Source organism: Streptococcus chosunensis, from assembly GCF_003626515.1.
Taxonomy (GTDB): Bacteria; Bacillota; Bacilli; order Lactobacillales; family Streptococcaceae; genus Streptococcus; species Streptococcus chosunensis.
In genome coordinates, this window is the sequence record NZ_RBCK01000001.1 from 525,071 (window position 1) to 547,849 (window position 22,779).

At 41.3% G+C, this 22,779-nt stretch carries 17 protein-coding genes; 3 read left to right on the plus strand and 14 right to left on the minus strand.

All coding sequences use genetic code 11. The features are described 5' to 3' along the window. Positions 1–32: 32 nt before the first annotated feature. The 3 genes from D7D54_RS02535 to rexB are packed head-to-tail and all read right to left on the minus strand — an operon-like array spanning position 33 to position 8,151. Positions 33–1,211: a hypothetical protein gene (locus D7D54_RS02535; RefSeq protein WP_120718764.1), complete on the minus strand. Its 1,179-nt coding sequence runs from the start codon at positions 1,209–1,211 to the stop codon at positions 33–35. A 17-nt stretch (positions 1,212–1,228) separates the two neighbouring features. After that, a complete protein-coding gene (addA, locus tag D7D54_RS02540; protein ID WP_120718765.1) occupies positions 1,229–4,879 on the minus strand; it encodes a helicase-exonuclease AddAB subunit AddA in 3,651 nt (1,216 codons plus the stop codon). Further along, positions 4,876–8,151, minus strand: coding sequence for an ATP-dependent nuclease subunit B (gene rexB, locus D7D54_RS02545; protein ID WP_120719024.1), 3,276 nt, complete (start codon positions 8,149–8,151; stop codon positions 4,876–4,878). Before rexB ends, addA begins: the two co-directional genes overlap by 4 nt. 119 nt (positions 8,152–8,270) lie before the next feature. On the opposite strand from rexB, the gene D7D54_RS02550 reads away from it, so the two are divergent. The 3 genes from D7D54_RS02550 to D7D54_RS02560 all read left to right on the plus strand — a co-directional run bounded on the left by D7D54_RS02550 (position 8,271) and on the right by D7D54_RS02560 (position 10,893). After that, positions 8,271–9,080 (plus strand): Cof-type HAD-IIB family hydrolase, encoded by an 810-nt coding sequence (locus tag D7D54_RS02550; protein ID WP_120718766.1) that lies wholly within the window; start codon positions 8,271–8,273, stop codon positions 9,078–9,080. Positions 9,081–9,221: 141 nt separating this feature from the next. Further along, the gene (locus D7D54_RS02555; protein WP_120718767.1) at positions 9,222–10,130 is read left to right on the plus strand and encodes an ATP-binding cassette domain-containing protein; all 909 of its coding nucleotides are present in this window, start codon (positions 9,222–9,224) and stop codon (positions 10,128–10,130) included. Between the two features lie 10 nt (positions 10,131–10,140). Further along, on the plus strand, positions 10,141–10,893 hold the full coding sequence (locus D7D54_RS02560; protein ID WP_120718768.1) for an ABC transporter permease: 753 nt from the start codon (positions 10,141–10,143) through the stop codon (positions 10,891–10,893). 40 nt (positions 10,894–10,933) lie between these two features. Here D7D54_RS02560 and D7D54_RS02565 read toward each other — a convergent pair whose 3' ends face one another. The 11 genes from D7D54_RS02565 to D7D54_RS02615 all read right to left on the minus strand — a co-directional run bounded on the left by D7D54_RS02565 (position 10,934) and on the right by D7D54_RS02615 (position 22,765). After that, complete coding sequence (locus D7D54_RS02565; RefSeq protein WP_120718769.1) at positions 10,934–11,812, minus strand: sensor histidine kinase; 879 nt, start codon at positions 11,810–11,812, stop codon at positions 10,934–10,936. Further along, the gene (locus D7D54_RS02570; RefSeq protein ID WP_120718770.1) at positions 11,809–12,510 is read right to left on the minus strand and encodes a response regulator transcription factor; all 702 of its coding nucleotides are present in this window, start codon (positions 12,508–12,510) and stop codon (positions 11,809–11,811) included. The genes D7D54_RS02565 and D7D54_RS02570 overlap by 4 nt, the downstream gene beginning before the upstream one ends. A gap of 191 nt (positions 12,511–12,701) precedes the next feature. Continuing rightward, positions 12,702–13,577 (minus strand): N-carbamoylputrescine amidase, encoded by an 876-nt coding sequence (gene aguB, locus D7D54_RS02575; protein ID WP_120718771.1) that lies wholly within the window; start codon positions 13,575–13,577, stop codon positions 12,702–12,704. Positions 13,578–13,586: 9 nt separating this feature from the next. Beyond that, positions 13,587–14,672 carry an agmatine deiminase gene (gene aguA, locus D7D54_RS02580; RefSeq protein ID WP_120718772.1) on the minus strand — a complete coding sequence of 362 codons (1,086 nt, stop codon included), beginning with the start codon at positions 14,670–14,672 and terminating at the stop codon, positions 13,587–13,589. After that, on the minus strand, positions 14,669–15,796 hold the full coding sequence (gene nspC / locus D7D54_RS02585; protein ID WP_020901366.1) for a carboxynorspermidine decarboxylase: 1,128 nt from the start codon (positions 15,794–15,796) through the stop codon (positions 14,669–14,671). Before nspC ends, aguA begins: the two co-directional genes overlap by 4 nt. Beyond that, entirely contained in the window at positions 15,796–17,055 is a 1,260-nt protein-coding gene (locus tag D7D54_RS02590; protein ID WP_120718773.1) for a saccharopine dehydrogenase family protein, read from the minus strand. Before D7D54_RS02590 ends, nspC begins: the two co-directional genes overlap by 1 nt. Further along, positions 17,052–17,912, minus strand: coding sequence for a polyamine aminopropyltransferase (speE, locus tag D7D54_RS02595; RefSeq protein WP_000366711.1), 861 nt, complete (start codon positions 17,910–17,912; stop codon positions 17,052–17,054). The genes D7D54_RS02590 and speE overlap by 4 nt, the downstream gene beginning before the upstream one ends. Further along, positions 17,913–19,373 (minus strand): aminotransferase class I/II-fold pyridoxal phosphate-dependent enzyme, encoded by a 1,461-nt coding sequence (locus tag D7D54_RS02600; protein ID WP_120718774.1) that lies wholly within the window; start codon positions 19,371–19,373, stop codon positions 17,913–17,915. 553 nt (positions 19,374–19,926) lie between these two features. Then, positions 19,927–20,238 carry a hypothetical protein gene (locus tag D7D54_RS02605; RefSeq protein ID WP_020901364.1) on the minus strand — a complete coding sequence of 104 codons (312 nt, stop codon included), beginning with the start codon at positions 20,236–20,238 and terminating at the stop codon, positions 19,927–19,929. Between the two features lie 119 nt (positions 20,239–20,357). Then, positions 20,358–22,100: a glycoside hydrolase family 13 protein gene (locus D7D54_RS02610; protein ID WP_120718775.1), complete on the minus strand. Its 1,743-nt coding sequence runs from the start codon at positions 22,098–22,100 to the stop codon at positions 20,358–20,360. 173 nt (positions 22,101–22,273) lie between these two features. Next, a complete protein-coding gene (locus D7D54_RS02615; RefSeq protein ID WP_020901360.1) occupies positions 22,274–22,765 on the minus strand; it encodes a phosphoribosylanthranilate isomerase in 492 nt (163 codons plus the stop codon). Positions 22,766–22,779 lie beyond the last annotated feature (14 nt).

Sequence of the window (22,779 nt, forward strand, 5' to 3'; positions counted from 1 at the left end):
TATATAAAATTCTAAGACTTATATATTTAGTTTTAGATGAGTATTCGAGATAAAAATGGGACTATGCAATTTGTCAAAATTCCTTCTATCCAGCTTTCTTGTGCTGAAGAGAGATGATCTGCTTGGAGGCTTTCTTTTAAAAAATCTAGAACTTGTTCTGGTGCGATTTCAAACTCAAAGGCTTTCATTTTATAGAAAAAGTCGAGCAGATGGTCTGACAGATATTCAGTTGAAAAGGGTACTTCTCCACTTTTTCGATATTCTAATAAGAGCCGAGCAAATCTGGATTTTTCTTCAGGAAGCTCACGAAAATAGGAATTGATAAGCCAGGTCTGCTTCTGCTTTCTTTCCACTGGATCCTGACCAGCTATTCGTTGGTCTTTTTCCAACTCTTTTTGGTATTGTTTGGCTTTGATAGCCCGTTCTGTCCGATTTTTACCAAAAAGAATTTTCTCCCACTTGCGTTCTTCTTGGGTTAAGGTTTCTGTAAAGCCAAAGTAGTCTTGATAGGCACGCTCTGCTGGTCCCATGGCTAGTACCAGATTGTCTGGATATTGTTTGGCGATTCTATCTCTTTTCTTGCGCTCTTTCTCTGCCTGGATACGGAGTTCCTGTTCGTAGTCAATTTTTTCCTTTCCTAGCTTGACAAGGTAGAGGTGGTCATCTGATTTGCCAAGTAAAAAGGGTTTGATACACTTTTCAAGGACTTCTTCCATCCGAGCCTTCTTCTTGGGCTCTGCCTTGGTCCAACTTCCTCCTTGAAAGACTTCTAGGAAGAGCTGGTAGTCTTTCTCAGGTGAGAACTGATTGCCACGATTGGGTTTAAAAACACCTTTTTCCCAGAGCCATTTTAGAAGACGCTCGTCAAAGTCACTCTTATTGACTTTGATTTTTTCCTTTTTCTGGGCTTTTCTGGTCAGATTTTCAACCTTTCTGAGCAGTTTTTCTTCCTCTTCCAGTTGCTGGTCAAGGGTCAATCGATGAAAGTGTCTGACGCAGTCGCTACCAATCGGAAAGAGGCGTTGACCTGTGACACCGTTAAAGAGTTCGTAGGCGTATTTGATAGCATTTCCACAGACACAATTGCTACGGCCAATACCATTAAAAATCAAGGAAACTTCATTCCATTCCTTGGTAGCTTGTTCCCAAATATCAGCTTTTGAAGCCTGTAAAACCGCATCGTGCAGGGATTTTCTAACTGGAAGTGTCATGAGGTCTCCTTTCTAGATTATACTTTTACAACCTGAACCTCGTCTTTACCGAGTAAAATCAAGTATTTCTCAATATTTTCAATCGAATAGGCTCGAGATAAAGCCTCTCCATAAAGGGCTAACTGACCACGATAGCGATCAATGAGTTGACTTGGATCATCATAGCGGTCGGTCTTGTAGTCGAACAGAACGATTCTATCCTTATAAAGTAGATAGCCGTCCAAGATACCACGCACAACGAAGTCTTCCTGACTCTTTTGGTCTCGTTTGAGCATGGAGAAAGGTTGCTCGCGATAAAGATGGTTGGTATTAGCGAGAATTTCCTGACCGAGTGCTGTGTCAAAGAATGCAAGAATTTTCGAAAGATTAATCTTGTCTTTGACAGCTGGGCTGGTTTGAACTTGTTTGAGAGTTTCTGTCAGGCTAGCAAGCGTTGGTCTCTGACTGAGGTCAATTCTCTGCATCAGTTCGTGGGTAGCACTCCCAATCTCAGCTCCTGTTACTTTTTCTTTGGTTGAAAAATCTGGCAAATCAAAGTTGATTTTCTTGTCTACTGACTGTCTTTGACTAGCAATCTCGACACCTTCCATATTCATAACTGGTTCGTAGAATTTCTTGATTTGACTTGGGGTTTGAACACTAGGAAGTTCAATGGCTGCGCGGTGAAGAGTATTATATACTTCTACTTCTTTCAGCATTTCAAGAGCTTCTTTAATGGTTTCTGACTGACGATTGTCTGTTTGGGAGCTATCTTGGAGAGGATTTTTGTTTTCCAATTCTCCGATAGCTTCTCTAGTCAGCTGATCTTCACCAACAAAACGATAGCTAAAGTTGAGATGATCCTTTGCAAACACTTTACTGATAGCCCAAATCCAATCTTGGAAATTCTTGGCTTGAAGTCTAGTGTTGCTATTTAGTTTTCCATTTTTAGCTGCTGGGTATTCCTTGGCTTCCAGCTTTTCACGAGACCCCTTACCGACAAGATAGAGCTTTTTCTCAGCCCGTGTCATGGCAACATAAAGAAGGCGCATCTGCTCTGAATAGCTTGCCAGCTGTAATTCCTCTTCGTTCTGCCTATAGGTCAGACTCGGAATGGAGAGTTTGATGGTTTTAGGATAGTGGTCTTCTACTGCTCCTGTCTCCATTTTAGCAATATACTTGACACCTAGACCGTTTTTACGGCTGAGAATGATTTCTGACATGCTGTCTTGCTTGTTAAAATCCTGATCCATATTGAGGATAAAGACATAAGGGAACTCCAATCCTTTACTCTTGTGAATGGTCATGAGTTCTACTGCATCCTTGGGCGGTGCGACAGCCACGCTTGCAAGATCGTGTTGGGCTTCCAAGACTTGGTCAATCATACGAATAAAACGAGACAAGCCTTTGAAATTGCTCTTTTCAAACTGATCAGCACGCAGTGCTAGGGCATAGAGATTGGCCTGTCTAGTAGGACCATTTGGCAAAGCACCAACATAATCGTAGTAAAAACGGTCGTTGTAAATCTTCCAAATCAGGTCATAGAGGGAGTGGGTCTTGGCATACAAACGCCAAGAAGCCAAGATATCTATGAATTTCTTTAGTTTCTCAGCTAGAGTGGTGTGAATCAAGTTTTTCTGGCTGCTAGCCAGTTTTTGAGCATTGACCAGTTTCTCATAGAGATTTTCTCGGATTTTATCCTCTGCTTTCTGAAGGGACAAGCGTGCTAACTCGTCCTCATCAAATCCAAACATTGGAGACTTCATAAGGGCAACCAAGGCATAGTCTTGAAGAGGATTGTGAATAACACGAAGGGTGTCTAGCATGACTTGTACTTCTAGAGATTGGAGATAATTGTTTTGCTCTCCGTCGGTTTTAACAGGAATCCCGTACTCAGACAGGGCGAGGAGAATCTGGTCATTACGACTGCGACTGGAGGTCAGAAGGGCAATTTCCTTAAAGGTAACACTTTTTTCCTGATGAAGTTTCAGAATCTCCTTGATGACTAAGCGCATTTCGCCTGTTAGTTTCGTTTCTGCCTGCCCCTCTTCTTCCTCATTTGTGTCGTCCTTATCGTAGAGGAGAAATTCTGCCTTGTTGTCTGGACTGGGAGTCAGTTTGGTATTGGCGAAAACAAGCTGATGCATGTTATCATAGTTGATTTCGCCGACCTCTTGGTCCATGAGACGTTCAAAGACATCATTGGTTGCTGACAGCACTTCTGAACTACTACGGAAATTTTCTTTAAGCAAAACCAGCTTGCCTTCGTGTGGATTTTGCGCATAGAGTTGGAAATTTTCATTGAAAATCTGCGGATCTGCCTGACGGAAACGGTAGATAGACTGCTTGATATCTCCCACCATAAAGCGATTGTGGCCATTAGACAGCAATTCCAACATTCGTTCTTGAATATGGTTGGTATCCTGATACTCATCGACCATGACTTCATGGAAGCGCTCCTGATAAGCCTCACGGACTTGCGGGAAATTTTCTAAAATCTCAATGGTGTAATGGCTGATATCAGCGAATTCAAAGGCATTTTCCTGGCGTTTTCTCTGACGATAAGCCTCCACAAAATCGCTCATGAAGGCTTGGAAAGTCTTAGCTAGTTCCCAGGTCTCTCCATGATAACGTTCTTGATAGTCGAGAATGGTTATCTGGTCTGACAGTTGTCCTAGTTTAGCAAACTGGGTCTTTCTCTCTTCGTTGTAGGCATCGGCCAGTGGCTTCAAATCAGCCTTGCGACTGGCATTCGTCAGAGCTCGACCATTTTTCTCTTTCGAAATGGCGACAACACGTGTAAGCACTGCCTGATAAGCCTGACTATCGGACTCTTGATTTAAGGAGGCAATTTCATCCAGAATCAACTGGACATTTTCTAAATAGGGAGCCTTGGGAAACTCCTTGGCATCGTTATCCAGATGATAACGGAAAAAGCTTTCCAAATCCCAAAGGGCTTGCTGGATTTGTGTGGTCAGTTTTTCTTTTTCACTGGTAAAATCAGCTTTTTCAAAGCCTTTGAGGAAAGATTCATTCAGCCATTTCTGAGGATTACTAGTGGATTGGAGGAAGTCATAAATTTTATAGACTTGCTGGCGCAGACCCCGTTCATCTTTTCCACGTCCAGCAAAATTTTTCAGCAAATGGCTAAACTTCTTTTTCTGTTTACCTTGGTAATGGACTTCAAAGACCTCATGGAAGACTTCGTTTTTTAGAAGGAGTTGCTCACTTTGGTTTTGTAAAATCCTGAAATTAGGCGCAATGTCAATCAGATAACCATGTTTACCAAGGAATTTTTGTGTGAAAGAGTCCATGGTTCCGATGGCTGCGTTGGGTAGGTCTGACAACTGGCGACCCAAGTGTTGTTTGAGGTCAACATCGCTGCTTTCTTGGATTTGTTGGCTGATTTTTTTCTCCAAACGCTCCTTAAGCTCTGTGGCAGCCTTGACGGTAAAGGTTGAGATGAAGAGTTGACTGATTTCCACACCACGCGCCAATTGGTCCAGAATACGCTCTGCCATAACAAAGGTCTTTCCAGAACCAGCCGATGCTGAAACGAGGATATTTTGACCAGAAGTGTAGATGGCTTCGATTTGCTCGGCAGTTTTCTTCTGTTCCTTGCTCGAACTCGCTTCTGCTTCTTGCAAGTTTTGAATTTCCTCCTCAGTTAAAAAGGGAATAGGCTTCATCGATTCAACTCCTCTCTTATTTTTTCAAACCAAGCTTGCTTGAGTTTTTCTCCGACCAGACGTTTACCATCAGCTAAATCCAATTTTTCTAGGAAACGGGCTTGGCCCAAGTGGTAATTTGCTTCAAAGCCTGTGATGGCTTGATGTTGCTGAACATATGGGGCAATACTTCTGCCGTTTTCAGTATAAGGGTTAATGGCAAACTGGCCTGCTAAAATCTTCTCTGCTGCTTTCTTGTAAAGATGGGCATTGTAGTCCAGCAGGAGCTGGAATTCCTCATCCGTCAGCTGATTAGCCTTGTTTTTATTGTAAAATTCGCCCAAATGACTGATTTCTTTTTCTAAAAAGAGCCCTTGGTATTTCATAGATTTGCTGGCTTCTACTACTGCACCTGCTAGACTTTTAACGGCCATCAGAGATTGGACAGGCTCAGCCATTTCCAAGTACATGGCACCGAAAAAGTTCTGCTCCCCTTCTCTTTGTAGGGCAGCTAGATAAGTTGGCAACTGGGAATTGAGTCCATTAAAGAAATGAGGAAACTGGAACTGAGTCAGACTAGACTTGTAGTCTACTACTCCTATCGCCCCATCAGCTTTCAATCGATCAATGCGGTCAACCTTGCCTCGTACAAAGACACTGAGTCCATTGTCCAATTGAATAAAGGCTTGGTCTTTTCCACCAAAATTTGCTTCCTCTTTGATGGTTTCGATGGCTGGATTGTGTCGTAGAATATGTCCAGTCGTCCGTGCAACATCAAGCAAAACTTCCTTGGTAAACTGGGCTTCCAAACTTTCCTGATAAATAGCCTCAAATTCCCGTTCTTGACTGGTTTCTTGGATAGCCTGTTCTAGACGTTTGTCAAAGGAATCTTCGTCAGGCAACTGCAAGGCACGTTCAAATATACGGTGCAAGAAATTTCCGTGACTACGAGCATCTGGACGCAGGCGCAATTCCTCCTGCAAGCCTAACACGTAGCGAAGAAAATAACTATATTCATTGCGATAAAACTCCGTCAAACCGGAGGTAGACAGGTAAAACTCCTGATCAGTAGGATAAAGAGCTTGTAAGGTATCCTTGGTCAAGGGCTTGCTACTCGGGCTGGTTGGCAGGGCTGGATTTTCCAAACCTTGCTGGTCTAGTTTTTTACCCATGACACGCGCTAGAACCTTGATAAAGGTCAAATCTTGCTCATTCTCACTCGTCTCGCTCTGCTGGTGATAGGCAACTAGACTGGACAAAAGACTGTGATATGACCCCATATCTTCCTTAGACAGCCCTTTGTGATTCATCCTCTTCTCTTTCCTGCTAAATCCAAAATGGACTAGCTCTTGAAGATAAGCTGATTCCTTGCTTTCACTTTCGTTAAAAAGGCTTGGAGCCGACAAGACCAACTGCTTACGAGCAGAATTGACCAAGGAAAGCATAGTGTAGCGATTTTTCTTGAGATTTTCACTGCTAGCAATCAGCAATTGCGCCCCATCTTCTGTCGCTTGGTTTAGGCTCTGTCTTTCTTCGTCTGTCAAAAGACTGGTGTTTTGCGCAATTTTTGGTAAATTGTCCTGAGTCAGCCCAATGGCATAGACAAAGTCAGATGTTAAGGGCGCAATCAAATCGTAACTCTGCACCAGAACGGTGTCCACTGTTGCTGGAATAGTGCGATACTGAGATAAACTCATTCCAGAATTGAGCAAGGCTAGGAAGTCTTCCAGACTAACCTGTGAACCAGCAAAAACAGTTGCAAATTGTTCTAAAACATGGCAGAAAGCCTTCCAAACTTCGGCTTGTCTTTCCTGCTCTAGGGCTTCCATGGTGGCTGTTAAGTCTTGCAACTGCTTGGTCACCGCTCCTTCTTTTAGAAAAGAATTCCACTTTTGCAAGAGATTTTCAGCCTTTTGTTTTCGACTGACAAAGAGGGTCTCAAGAGGCGCTACAATCTGCAGACGAAGAGCATTTAAACGTTCCAAATTAAATTTTCCATGGTGGGATTTGGTGAAGGATTGCTGAAAGGCTGGCAAGCCATTGATACCAAGATAGCGGATATATTGTTCAAAAGCATCAATATCAGCCTGATTAAGATCGGTATACAGACCTGTTCTAAGAAGGTTTATCAAATCCTCCTGACGGAAACGATAGCGTTTTAAAGCCAAAATAGACTCTACAAACTGAGTCAAGGGATGGTGCGCCATGGATTCGCTTCTACCAAGATAGAAAGGAATCTGATACTGGGCAAAAATGGTTTTCAGCGATAACTGGTAAGAAGCTACATCCCCCAAGAGAATCCGAAAATGCTTGTAGCTCAGGTCTGAGTTCTCATGCAATTTCTGACGAATGTTACGGGCTACTAGCTCCAACTCCTCCTTTTGCGTCAAACAAGACCAGATTTGTAAGTTTTCACGATCCTTCTCATCGACATCCAAAGCGAGTTCTGAAAAGTCATAAGAAGACTCCAACAAACGAGAGGCCTTGTCAAAGCTATCCATCTTCTCATGAGTTTGAGAACAGTCCTGAGCAGGCGTTTGGTATTTAGCAGCTAAATGATGGAGAAACTCCACACTGGCTTGATAGAGATTGCCTTCAGCGAATGGGCTGGTATAGGCTTTCTTACTAGCATAGGCTCCAATGACAATCTCAACACCCTTGCCATGAAGTAAGTCCACAATTCGCTCTTCCTCAGCAGAAAAACGGGTAAATCCATCAATAACCAAGGCGATTTGAGTAAAATCACTACTAACTTTGTCATTCTCAATAGCCTCAATCAAATGGGACAATTGACTTCCCTGAGCTAACTGCCCTTGGTTAAGATAGGCCGTTACTTTCTCAAAAATCAAGAGTAAGTCTGCTCGCTTGTCCTCATCCGTCAAACTCTCCAAGTCCAAAAAACTCATTTGAGCAGTCGTCATCTCATGATAAAGGTCAATCAACTGCTGGATAAATTGAGGATCCTGCTTGATAGCTCCATAAACACGTAAATTCTTGGGATCAAGTTCTGCAAGACATTTGTAAAATGCCATCCCAAGACCGATATCATCAAGACTAGTTTTAGCTGGTAAATCATTCAAGACCAGGTAACGAGCCATTTGAGCAAAGCGCGTGACGGTAATCGCAAAAGAAGCCTGCTGGGACAAGCATTCCAGCACGGCGCGTTCTTTTTCAAAGGAAAGAGAGTTGGGGGCGATGTAGAAGACTCGCTTGCCAGCAGCAACTAACTGCTCCGACTCTCTGGTTAGAATTTCTGTCAAAGAAGTCCGAATATCAGTATAAAGTAATTTCATCTCAGCCTCGTTGGAATTTTTCATTACTTTTTATTATACCATGATTAGTCCAAAGATTCCTCCTCCTTTCCTCTAAAATATGCTATAATAAAAGCAAAACACGTAGAAAAGGAAGTCTTATGATTAAACTACTAGCCTTGGATATGGACGGAACCCTCCTCAATGAAGCCAAGGAAATCCCACAAGCTCACATTACTGCTATTCACCAAGCCATTGAAAAAGGTGTCAAACTGGTTCTCTGTACGGGGCGCCCGCTTTTCGGTGTCCTCCCCTACTATAAAAAACTGGGACTAGACCTCCAGAATGAGTACGTTATTGTGAACAACGGTTGCTCAACTCATCAAACTAGCGACTGGAGCTTAGTTGACTGGCAAGAACTCAGTCCAGCTGACATCGAATACCTCTATGACCTTGCTGAAAAAAGTGAGGTTCAGTTGACACTTTTTGACGAGGAGCATTATTTTGTCCTCGGTGGCAAGCCAAATCAAGTCATTGAAAATGATGCCAAACTAGTCTTTTCAGACCTGACTGAAATTTCCCTTGAGGAAGCTACCAGTGGTAAGTACCGTATGTTCCAAGGTATGTTTTTAGGTACAGAGGAGCAAACAGATGATTTTGAGCAGCGTTTTGCTGAGGAACTCTGCCAACGATTTAGCGGAGTTCGTTCGCAGCCTGTCATTTATGAAGCTATGCCACTTGGTACGACAAAGGCTACTGCTCTGTCACGCTTGGCTGAGATTTTGAAGATTTCGCCATCAGAAATCATGGCCATGGGTGATGCCAATAACGATATCGAAATGCTCCAGTTTGCAGGCCTTGGGATTGCAATGGGAAATGCCAGCGATTATGTCAAATCTCTTGCGGATGCCGTTACAGCAAGCAACGAAGAAGACGGCGTTGCGCGTGCCATTGAGAAATATATTTTATAATTAAGAAGCCCAGTTCGTGTCAACTGGGTTTTGATATTTAAGAATTTCTAAAACTTTAGAAACTCTTTAGAAATCCTTGAGCTTTCTTTGATTTCTATGCTTTATACTAAAGTTAACAAAATAAATCAAAAGGAGAGAATCATGAAAACAGTACTCGACATTCATGGATTGTCCAAAAACTTTGACAAACAAGCTATTCTTCAGGATCTTCATCTAACAATCAGAGAGGGAGATATTTATGGACTTATAGGAAAGAATGGAGCTGGGAAAACCACCTTGATAAAAATTATTACGCAACTACTCTTCGCGGATAATGGAACAGTTTCCCTCTTCTCTAGCCATTCTGAAAATGAATGGACCAAGGCTCTATCTCGAGTAGGTTCAGTGATCGAATCACCTGTAGCTCATAATCACTTAACAGCCTATCAAAACCTGAAATATTACTGTATGATTCGCCATATTCCAAATGCTGATCAAGTCATTCGAGAAACCCTGAACTATGTAGGTTTGGCAGCTACAGGTAAGAAAATCTTTCGTGATTTCTCGCTAGGAATGAAACAAAGACTTGGAATCGCCATTGCCCTTCTATCCAAACCAGACTTCCTGATTTTAGATGAACCTATCAACGGTCTCGACCCAATCGGTATCAAAGAATTTCGTCTGATGATTCAACGGCTCAATCAAGAAAAAGGGATAACCATTCTCATCTCCAGCCATATCTTGTCAGAGCTATATCTTCTTGCCAATCGCTTTGGTATTTTAGATCAAGGAAAGATTATCCGTGAAATCAGCAAAGCTGAATTTGAAACACTAAGTGAGGATTACATTGTGCTTAAGACAGCCGACCAAGAGAAAGCTTGTCAAGTATTGAAAGAACAAATCCAGCTCCAGTTCAAGGTTGTTAATCCAGAAAATGAAATCCATATCTTTGGTCAGGAACAAGATGTCAAACAGATTCTCAAGGAATTAACCTTGGCAGATGTTGACATTGACGAGATTTACTATGCCCGTCAAAACTTAGAAGAATACTTCACTCAATTGGTCGAATAGGAGGAAAATCATGATACATACCATTCAAGCAGACTTTTACCGTCTTTTCCGTTCCAAAGGATTCTGGATTACAGAGTTCATTCTCTTTGCTCTCATGCTAATGGGAGCAAGTATAGGAGCCACGGGCCATCTGATGGCAATCCAGACAGAAGAGCCAGACATTCCAACCCATGGTTGGGACGGTGTACAAGCCCTGATTAACGCATCTAGTCAAGGTTCAAACCTCGTTTTTCTCTGTATTATTCTAACTTGCCTAGTTTTAGGTGTTGATTTAATCGGAAAGCTCTATAAAAATAGTTTGACAGTAGGGGTTTCTCGTACAGAGTTTTTCCTTGCTAAAGCCTTTGTAGTGGCTTGTATTGCACTTTTACAAGTCATCATCAGCCTTGTTATTGCCTTTATTCCAGCAACTATCTTAAATGGATTTGGAACCATGCCTGATGGCTTTATTGGTAATCTACTGCTAACCATTTTCCTTCAATTGCTTTGCCTCCTTGCTTGGCTTTCCATTGTTTCCTTCATTCTCTATGTTAGTCATTCTTATCTTGCGGTATTTATTGGTTATTTGGTCAGCTCTATCTTACTTTCTATGCCAATGCTCCTTTTTCCAAATATCAAAATTTTACCATATTTATCCTTACAATTTGCCTATGCTATGACTGCTAATAGTGAGTCAATTTTCTACACACTTATAGTTACTTTAGCTGTTATTGTAATCTTTAATCTAGGTGGACTAGCAGTTTTCAAAAAGAAAAGTCTATAAAAAATGACCTCCTCTAGCCTACAGAGGAGGTTTCTTTTCGTTAAAAATAAATGAAAACCGACAACCACTGCCCATCTGTGCTTAGTTTCATCTCTGCACCGAGAAGATGGCATAATTCCTCAGTGATATAAAGACCTAAACCAGAGGATTCTTCCGTGTCTGATAGATTTTCAGAATAAAAACGATTGCTAAGATTTTCTATTTTTTTGATGGGTTGTTTGACAAGGTTTGCAATCTCTAAGACAAGCTGTTCCTTTTCCTTTCGCAAAGATAGACGCGCTTCTTCCTTGCCATGTTTGAGGACATTTCCGAGCAAATTTTGTAAAATTCGATCCAGCAAGTCTTCATCGGTCCTCATTTTTAAACCAGCTTCAACCTTAAAATCAAGGGTGATATTTGCCGCCTGAAAAACATCATAATAAGCCAGAGTCTTTTTGGTGATAAAAGCTGAAATATCTACTTCTTCTAGTTTCGGCTTAACAGCTCCTTCCATCAACCGACGGTATTCTAGGAGAGCCTCCAAACGTTTGGAAACTAAATCAAGATGCTGGGCGATTTTTTGTAAGGTTTCTGCTTGGTTTTCAGGAGTTTTTATCAATTGTTGGGTGTAACCTGAAGCGATAGTCAAAGGTGTCCGAATATCATGAGCGATATTGCTGATGGCCATATCCAGAGTCTGCTTTTCCCTTTTCATCACCAACCGAGATTGTTCCACTTCCTGAAATAGATTCTCAATCTGCTGGTAGAGCTGTAAAAAATGTTTGGAAAAAATGCTGGCGCCAACTCTTTTCATACTACCCGTGAGAATCTTGTCTTCAATCTGTTGACTCAAGTTTTTAAGTGCTAGATGGTAGCGAATCAATGCAATCGATAAAATAATTAGGAGAACCAGTAGGACAACGATTATCATGTAGGTCATTGCTTATCTCCTTTTAATCTTACCCCAACTCCCCAAATGGTTTCAATGTATTCCTGAGTTGGATCAAGCTGGTTTAATTTTTTACGAAGATTACTCAAATGCGTATTGAGGGTATTATCTCCAGGTAGATAGCTATCCTCCCAGACCAATTCATAAAGTTCTTCCTTGGTGAAAATTTTCTTAGGGTGTTTAAGGAGAGTTTGGAGAATCAAGCATTCTTTCTTAGCCAGGCGAATGGTTTCCTGGCTATTTTTGATTTCAAAACTTTCTGCATCAAACTGGATATTTTTCAAGTTTTGTGGCAGATTTTCAGTTTTTCCTAGTTCTATAGGCTGTTTTTCTGCGCTTTGACGTAATTGAACAGTAACTCTGGCAAAGACTTCGTCCAAATCAAAAGGTTTCACTATGTAATCATTGGCACCGTCTAAGAGGTATTGACTGATTAACTTCTTATCGCTCAAAGCTGTTAGCATAATGACTGGAGTTTGACTTTGTTCCCTGATGGCTTTTAAAACCTGATCCCCATTTTTCCCAGGAAGCATGATATCTAGCAAAATGAGGTCAATCCCACCTTGGTCAAAACGCATGATTCCTTCTGTACCAGAAAAGGCTTGAATCACCTCATGCTCCTCAGTAAGAAGTGTTCGTAAAATCTCTTGAATGTCACTATTGTCTTCAATAACCAATATCCTAGCCATAAATACCAACCTTTCTGCAACTATTATAGCATGTTTTATTGATAAAGCTTAAACAGAAAAGCTCCTCGCATAAAAGCGCGAGAAAGCCTTAGAGAGTTAAAATATGAAATCCACTTACTAGACAACATAGTATCCTTATAGTTGAAAATAAGAAGTTAATCTAGCAGAATGAATCTCTCATTTCTATCCTACTAGTCCGTAATACGTTGATACATTTCGGGTCTTCTATCTCGAAACAAGCCCCAGTTTAGGCGTTCGCTTGCTCCCTTATCAAGGTCATAAGTAGCTAACAGAACAGCTTCAGCTTGTCTCTCAGCTTGCTCTAGAATAGCACCAGTTTCATCTGTCATAAAGGAGGAACCGTAGAAGTCAAGACTGGAACTCTGTCCACCATTTTCCTCACTTGGAGTGACTTCTTCCAAACCATAGCGATTAGCTGCGATAACAGGGACAATATTCGCTGCTGCGTGTCCTTGTATGGTACGTTGCCAATGACCACAACTGTCCGTATCCAAAATTGGCTCTGAACCGATGGCTGTAGGATAAAAGAGCAATTCAGCACCATTCAATGCAAGACAGCGCGCTGTTTCAGGAAACCATTGATCCCAGCAGATACCAATACCAATCTTGGCATAGCGAGTATCCCATACCTTGAAACCAGTATTACCAGGCGTGAAATAAAACTTTTCTTGATAATAATGATCATCTGGTATGTGGGTCTTCCGATAAACGCCCAGCACTTCTCCATCAGCGTCAATAACTGCAATAGAGTTATACAAGACATTGCCATCTTTTTCATAGAAACTGATCGGTAAAACGACCTGTAGCTCCTTGGCAATGGTTTTAAAATGCTGAATAGCTGTATTGTCTGTCACCGACTGGGCATGCTGGTAGTAGTCATACTGGCGTTCCTGACAAAAGTATGGACGTTCAAACAATTCGGGTAAAAGAATAATTTGTGCCCCTTGTTCTGCAGCCTGACGTACTAAACGCTCTGCGGTTTGGATATTTGTTGCCACATCCTTAGCGCATTGCATCTGAATGGCTGCAACTCTTACATTTCTCATCTTTTTCTCCTATTCTGGGATTTGTTGGGTGATACAGTGGATATTGCCACCACCTAAGAGAATATCTCTGGCTGGAATTCCGACAACTTTACGGTCTGGGAAACACTTACTGAGGATATCTAAGGCCACTTGATCGTTTTTATCTTGAAACTGGGGAACAAGGACAGCGTTATTGGCGATATAAAAGTTTACGTAGGAAGCTGCTAGTCGTTCACCTGCGTATCGCTCTTCTTCTCCTTCTTCATAGATGTAGCCTGGCAAATCCTCTTTGGTTACAACTTGATGTAGAGCTGGAATTGGAAGCTTATGAATGGTGAAGGGACGACCTTTTGCATCTGTTTCCTTTTCTAAGAGTTCGAGATCTGCTTTTGACATGGCATACTGAGGATCGTTTTGATCATCTGTCCAAGCTAAAACAAGCTCTGCAGGACCAACAAAGGCTGCAACGTTGTCAACGTGTTCATTGGTTTCGTCCTGATAAATACCATAAGGAAGCCAAATAACTTTTTCAGCGCCAAGGCTCTCTAATAAGGTATTCTCGATTTCCTCTTTAGTCAGATGAGGATTGCGACCAGGGCTAAGCAAGCAACTTTCAGTCACGAGAATGGTTCCTTGACCATCGCTATGGATTGCACCGCCTTCCAGTACAAAAGGATTGGCATCATAAACAGGTATCTCTAAAACTTCTGCAAAGCGACTGGCTACTTGGTCATCTGCTTCATAGTCTTGGTAGAGACCGTCAACAGCACCACCCCAGGCATTGAAAGACCAATCTACCGCCAACTTTTCCCTTTTATCATTAAGAAGAATGGTAGGACCTGTATCACGCGCCCAGGCGTCATTGGTGGGAATGTCTAAATAAACAACCTTGTCTCCAAGATAGGATTGGGCTTCAGCTAAGTAGTCTTGGTCCACCAAAAGATAGACTATTTCCCCTTTTGCAATGTTTTTTATAATCTGGCTAAATGCTGCTTTAGCAGCTTTACCTTGAAAAGGCCATGAACCTGGTCGAGTCGGCCATATCATGAGGGTACCATGATGGGGTTCGTACTCTGCTGGCATGCGATAGCCTAATTTTTTGGGACTGTCCATCATGATAATCTCCCTTTAAAATCTTGATAGCCAAAGGCTTTGACTAAGCTGCACTCACCCTGCTCGTCCATAAGATAGAGACTTGGCAATCCAATACCATTAAAGGTATTATTTTTGACAAAAGAATAAATGGCCATGTCTTCGAAATAAAGTCTGTCTCCGATTTGGACTGGATTTTCAAAGCTATAATCACCAATCACATCGCCCGTCAGACAGGTATTGGAAGAAAGTCTATAAGTATGGGCTTTTTCCTGTGCCTCAAAGCCATTTCTCAAAGGTGGGCGATAGGGCATCTCAAGTACATCAGGCATATGGCAGGTCGCAGAGGCATCTAAAACCAAGATTTCCATGCCGTTTTCTACAATATCTAATACTTCAGTTGCTAGATAACCTACATTGAGCGCAATAGCTTCACCCGGCTCGATATAGACTTCAAGATTGTAAGTTTCTCGTATACGCTTGATTTCAGAAATCAGCAAATCCACATCATAGTCTTCTCTTGTGATGTGGTGTCCTCCACCCATGTTGAGCCATTTTACTTCATGCAAATAAGAACCAAACTGCGCTTCTACTGCTTTCAAAGTTGTCTCTAAATCATCTGAACCTTGCTCGCAAAGCGTATGAAAATGAAGACCGTCTACCAAATCCAGCAAATCATTAGGAATTTTATCTAGTGTAACGCCAAAACGAGAACCTGGTGCACAAGGGTCATAGAGCGCGTGATCTCCTTGAGTTGAACACTGAGGGTTGATGCGCAAACCAACACTGACACCAGCCTCCCGACAACGGGCCCCATGTTTACGCAACTGTCTCTCAGAATTAAAGACAATGTGGTCAGTGATTTCAAGTAATTCTTCCATGTCTGAATCTTTGAAAGCAGGTGCAAAAACATGGACTTCACCAGGAAATTCTTCCCTTGCCAATTTGGCTTCATAAAGTCCACTAGCTGTCGTACCAGACAGATACTGGCTAATCAAGGGATAGGTTTTGTAGAGGGAATAGGCCTTCTGGGCAAGCAAAATCTTGCAACCAGCTTCTTCTTGAACATATTGTAGGATACGGCAGTTGGCTTCTAACTTGGCTAAGTCAATAACATAGGCTGGTGTTGGTACTTGTTCTAACTTCATCAGTCCACCATTTGTGGATTTTCAACCACAACCCAAGGCAAACCAAACTCATTCAAAGCTTCCATAAATGGATCTGGATCCAACTCCTCAAGGTTATACACTCCAGCTTGTTTCCAAGTACCGTTCATAACCAATTTTGTCCCAATCATGGCCGGAACGCCTGTTGTGTAAGAAATGGCTTGTGAACCAACTTCCGCATAACATTCCTGATGGTCGCAAACATTGTAGATATAAATAGTCTTTTCAACGCCGTCTTTGACACCTGTAAAGATACAACCGATATTGGTTTTACCTACAGTACGTGGGCCAAGGCTGGCTGGATCTGGAAGTAGCGCTTTCAAAAATTGAATTGGAACAATTTCTTGGCCATTAAAGTTAATGGCATCTGTACGAAGGAGACCAACATTTTCCAAACATTTCATATGAGTTAGATAAGATTGACCAAAGGTCATAAAGAAGCGAATGCGTTTAACACCAGGAATGTTCTTAGCCAATGATTCGATTTCTTCGTGGTGGAGGAGATACATGTCTTTTTGTCCAACTTGAGGGAAATCATACTCACGCTTGATAGACATAGCTTCGACTTCGACCCATTTTCCATCTTCCCAGTAAGAACCTGGCGCAGAAACCTCGCGGAGATTGATTTCTGGGTTAAAGTTTGTTGCAAATGGATAACCGTGGTCACCACCATTACAGTCTAAAATGTCGATATAGTGGATTTCATCAAAGTAGTGTTTGAGAGCATAGGCAGAAAAGACACTAGTCACACCTGGGTCAAAGCCAGATCCAAGGAGAGCAGTCAAGCCTGCTTCTTTGAATTTTTCCTGATAAGCCCATTGCCATGAGTAGTCAAAGTAGGCGGTAAAACCAAGTTCTTTGCAACGTTTCTCATAAATAGCACGCCATTCAGGGTCTTCTGTGTCTTCTGCTTCGTAGTTGGCTGTATCGATATAGTGAACACCTGTTGCCAAACAAGCGTCCATAATTGTTAAATCTTGATATGGTAAAGCTACGTTCAAAACAGCTTCTGGCTTATAGCTTTCAATCAGGGCAATCACTTCTTCTACCTTGTCAGCATCAAGAGCAGCTGTCTCAATCTTTGTACTTGTTTTACCTTCTAGCTTCGCTTTCAAGTCATCACATTTTGATTTGGTACGGCTAGCGATCATAATTTCTGTAAATGTTTCGCTATCTTGGCAAATCTTTGAAATAGCAACTTGGGCAACGCCCCCACATCCAATAACTAGTAAACGACTCATTTTTTTCCTTCCTCTTCTTCTAAAATGTCCTCAACATACTTGGGCAACATAAAGGCTCCCACGTGTAAGTTTGCAGTGTAGTATTCTGTGAAAAGCTGGCGTTCTTTCCAGCCTTCCTTGTCAAAATCTTTGACAGGGTGGTATTTTTTCGATGCAAATCCAAACAACCAATAACCAGCCGGGCTAGTTGGTATATGGGCCTGATAGACCCGACTAATTGGAAAGGCTTGATTGACCTTGCGGTGCATGCTTCGGCAAGCTGACTCATCTTCGTCAAAGAAAGGACTCCCATGCTGGTAAATCATGATTCCGTCTTCTTTAAGAGCACGATAACTGTTTCCGTAAAATTCCTTGGTAAAGAGCCCTTCCGTATGTCCAAAGGGATCTGTCGCATCGTTGATAATGATATCGTAATCATCTTCGCAGTTTCGCAAAAAGCGTAGCCCATTTTGATAGTAAATGGTGACACGAGGATCATCTAGCCCTGCAGCAAAGTCTGGAAAATACTCACGACAAACCTCTACCAACATTTCATCAGGTTCTACAATATCGATTTGTTCCAGCTCAGGATAGAGTGTTAATACTTGGGCAACACCGCCGTCGCCACCCCCTATTACCAAAACTTTCTTGGGATTGGGATGCACAGCCATGGGAACATGAACGGTCATTTCATTGTAGACAAAATCATCCGCATCTGAGAACAAGACGTGCCCATTTAAAATCAAAATCTTTCCAAAAGCTGGTGTATCTAAGACTTCGATATCCTGCCATTCACTTTTACCAGCGTAGAGTTGCTTGGCTGTTCTCAGGGACAATTTCACATCTGGAGTATGAACTTCAGAAAACCATAAATCCATCTAGTTCTCCTTTCTCTTAATGACGTTGATGTGATTGACCTCAGGATCTTCTGTCCCTTGGAGGGAGCAACCACGTTCCTTGGCAAATTGGATATAGTCTACAATTTCACGTGTAATGCGTTCACCAGGAGCCAAGATAGGAATCCCTGGAGGATAGCACATGACAAATTCCCCACATACTTGTCCAACAGATTCGTCTAAAGACAAACTTTTTCTTTCTGCATAGAAGGCTTCTTGTGGAGACAGCACCAACTCGGGCTGAATATATTCTCCAGCTATCAAGTCCTTCCCATCTCGTGAATAGAGTCTCTTGATATCAGCCAAAGCACCTACCAAGCGCTCGATGTCTTGGATGCGGTCACCAATCGAAATATAGGCCAAGATATTGCCAATATCACCAAACTCAATCTGGATGTCGTATTCGTCTCGTAAGAGATCATAAACTTCAATCCCTGTTAAGCCAATCCCCTGAGTGTAAACTGACAACTTGGTTACGTCAAAATCGCAAACGGACACTCCGTCTATTAACTCTTTTGAATAGGCATAGTAGCCACCAATGGCATTGATTTCACGGCGAGCGTACTCGGATAGCTCAATGACTTTCTCAAACGACTCTTTACCACGAAGGGCCAAGTTGCGACGTGAAATATCCAAACTAGCCATCAACAAATAAGAGGCGGATGTTGACTGGGTCAGGTTGATTATCTGGCGAACGTACTCAGGATTCATCTGATCTCCAATTAAAAGAATCGAACTCTGTGTCAAACTCCCCCCAGACTTATGCATGGAAACTGCTGCCATATCAGCCCCTGCATCCATAGCAGAAATTGGAAGTTTATCAGTGAAATGCAAATGCGCTCCGTGGGCTTCATCCACTAAAACCATCATGCCAGCTTCATGAGCCATTTCTGTCAACCCCTTTAGGTCAGAACAGATGCCGTAGTAAGTAGGATTGTTTATCAAAATTGCTTTTGCATCTGGATGATCCTTAATAGCCTGGGCTACTCGATCATTTTCGAGCCCTAAAGCGATACCAATTTTAGGGTTCACACTCATCTCGATATAGATGGGAATAGCACCACATAGAACCAACGCATTAATAGCAGATTTGTGGACATTACGTGGCAGAATAATCTTATCTCCAGCCTTGCAGGTTGCCAGAATCATAGTCTGCACCGATGAAGTTGTTCCTCCAATCATGAGAAAAGCATGGCTAGCTCCAAAAGCATCTGCAGCCAGCTTCTCTGCATCCCGAATAATCGAAATGGGGTGACCAAGATTATCCAAGGGTTTCATCGAATTGACATCTATGCCAACACATTTTTCACCTAAAAGTTCGACAAGTTCTGGATTTCCCCGTCCACGCTTGTGACCTGGAACATCAAAGGGAACAATCCGTTTCTTGCGTAACTTCACCAAGGCCTCATAAATTGGGGCTTGGTTTTGATCTAACTCTTTCAAGACATACTCCTTTACCGTATTTTTAGCGCTTCAAGAAGACGAAGGCGACTAAAGGTTGACTCATGAAAAAAGAGCAGGTTTTCACCTGCTCTGCAATCTTCTGACGTTTTTATGTTTGTTTCTGTTGAGTATGTCTGTTCCCGATGTTTCCTAACTCTCTAGTAGCAAATATTACGTACTTTATTGATCGTTTCACAAGATGACGTGTGCTTTCACCACACTAAAAATTTATGAATTAGGACAAGTGTCCTAACATCAACTTATAAAAGTAGGCTTTTAACCCTATCAATAATGTGGTTTTTCAACCACGCTTCGGCATTCAACCCTGCCTGTCCGTAGGCATTTTTTACTCGGGTTTATATTTGCTAGAAAACATCATCTCATTTTCTAAGCCTTATTACTATATCATACTTCAAACACTCTGTAAAGTACTTTTTAAAAAAATATCTATTTTTGTTCGGAAATATATTGTTTTATATAGATTTATATAAGTTTAATAGTGTGAAAACGGATATAAAAAGAACTAGAAGGCTCTAGTTCTCGGATTTTGTATTTAACGAATACTATGCTTATTCATCTTTTGTTCAAAGATAGTTGTGATAATCTGACGTAATTCTTCGCGTTCTTTTTCTGGAATTTCACCACTGGTTTGCGCTGCAGCGTATAGTTCAGGGTGTTCAATTGAAATGCGTTTAATAGTACGTGTTGTAGCATGTTTTCTGACGAAAAATGGGATTCGCTTAATCAAGTCTTGTGGTACTAGTGCAAGAATTTTCTCAGCAGTTTCCTTGTCACTAATCTTAGACGTCGTAAGCCCCTTCTTAATCATTTCCTGTTCTTTTTCTGTAAAATCTTTTAATTCCATTCGATTAGTCCTCCTATTTTCTCTAAGTTAAATTATATACCAATTGTAGCAAGACGACAAATAGTCTGTTTGTAAAATGCTCTCTATACTACAATTTTCCTGTCACTCTTAATTGCTCTTTAATGAAAAATCACAAATCCTTTTTGAGAGATGACAAGCTGATTCTCCGATTCTTGGCAATTGCTTGCTAGTGCTACGGTTTCCTTCTCTAAAAGATACTCTTCTTTTGATTGGTTGAATATTGCTTTTAGGACCTGTCCATCGTATTTCCATTCCAAAGCTACTACATCAGCTTTGATTTCTTGAAGGCTATACTTACCATGCTGAATGATTGATGATGTGTGTTTGCGAATCTTGATTAGTTTCTTCATAAAATTCAGCATATCATTGTCACTTGATACACGTTCCCAAGGCATACAACGACGACAATCTGGGTCTTGACCGCCAGTCAAGGATAACTCTGTTCCATAATAGATGCAAGGTGTTCCTTTTTGTAAAAAGAGAAAGGCTAGGGCTGATTTAACCAGTTGAACATCCTCATTGGCCGTCCACAAAATACGTTCTGTATCATGAGAATCCAAGAGATTAAACATAACCTCTGAAATCTGCTGTTTGTAATACATAGATTGGACATTGATTTCATCGATGAACTGATCTGTCTTCTTAATTCCTCGTAAGAAATACTCCTTGATACTATCAGATAAAGGATAATTCATGACTGCATGGAACTCATCCCCATTTAGCCAAGGCTGAGATGTATGCCAGACTTCTCCTAGGATATAAAGATCAGGCTTTTTAGCTAAAACTGCCTTACGAAAATCCCTCCAAAACTGATGGTCAATCTCATTAGCCACATCCAAACGCCAAGCATCGATATCAAATTCTTCAATCCAATAAGTCGCAACCTTTAAAAGATACTCCTTAACCTCTGGATTGGCTGTATTTAGCTTAGGTATATAGCCCTCAAAACCAAAAGCATGATAGGGCAAGTCTCTCTTATTAGCAAGCTTATCAGTCGTCACTGGGAATTGTTGTATATGGAACCAATCTTTATAAGCAGATTGCTCACCATTTTCGACAACATCTTGCCATTGAGGCGATTGCGAACCAATATGGTTAAATACAGCATCCAGCATGATTTTCAGGCCACGCTGGTGAACTTGCTCGACCAGCTCCCGAAAGGACTCTTTATCCCCAAAATGACGGTCAATTTCAAAGTAATCTGTCGTATTGTACTTGTGATTGCTTGTAGATTCAAAGATGGGACAAAGATAGAGTCCAGTAATTCCCAAGTCTTGCAAGTAATCCAGATGGTCAATAATCCCCTGTAAATCACCACCAAAGAAATCATCACTATTAGGTGTGATAGATGAATCCCAGTCTAAAGTCCCTTCTGGGTTTAATAGAGCATTTCCATTAGCAAATCTCTCAGGAAATATCTGATACCATACCGTATTTGAAACCCAGTCAGGAACCATACAGGCATCAATTTCATGAAGATAAGGCAACTTAAATCCGTTTCCAATGGCATGAAGATTTTCTAGAGAATTTTCCACACACCCTTTATCGCCATACAAAATGCTTTGGCCTTCTGTATCCTTGAGTTCAAAGAGATACTGGATACGTGCAAAGTCGACGGACACTTCAACCTGCCAATGGTCAAATAAGGCATCAGAAGTTATCTTGGCCATTTTCTTTGTATCTTGATAGAACTCCTCCATAAAAATAAAAGGATCACCATAATGCAAGTTGATGCTTTCAATATCCCCTTTCTTAGTTCTAATCCGAATATGAAGTTTCTTATCCTTGTAAAGATAGGCATACTCTGACTCAGGTCTATGGTAAATAGCACTTAATTCCATTAATTTGTCTCCTAGAGTTTTAATTCCAATTTTACGCAAACGTTTTCATAATTGTGATTCTAGTATACTACTTTCGTATTTTATTTTCAAGGCTTGTCCGTAGATTCTAGTGGTTTGGTTCTATAAATAAAAAAGTAGCCAGTCTTACAACTTGCTACTTTTCAAATGATGATTTACAAATATCTTTGCAACCACTCTATTTTTTTAAAATCCTTATTGTTATTGTGCTCATTTCGATAAGAATCTTGGGAAGAAGCCTTGTAAATGCTTAAAAACTGTTCCAAACTTGGAACGCGAAAAGTGATGTCATCGAGATGAATCAGCTCTATATCCGATTCCGAAACTCCTGCAAAATCTGGTAAAGAATCGATACTTCCGAATTCAACACTCAGACCATCTTTTTGGAATTCATGTTCATGAATATCTATTAAGGCGTAGCCTAAATGTTTCATCACTTTCATTATCTTGTCCCACTCATAAATTCTGAGATGATCAGGTGCTTCCCAACCTCTAGGATCACCAGGCACATGAATGTCAATGTCAGACGGCCTCCATTCTTCATTTGAACGGTATTCAAAACCCAAAGACCCCATGAGCGTCGGTGTGATTCCGATTTGGTTTAAATGAGAACAAATTGTTCGAAATTCATCAAATAGAGAATTCATTCCTCCTCCAATCA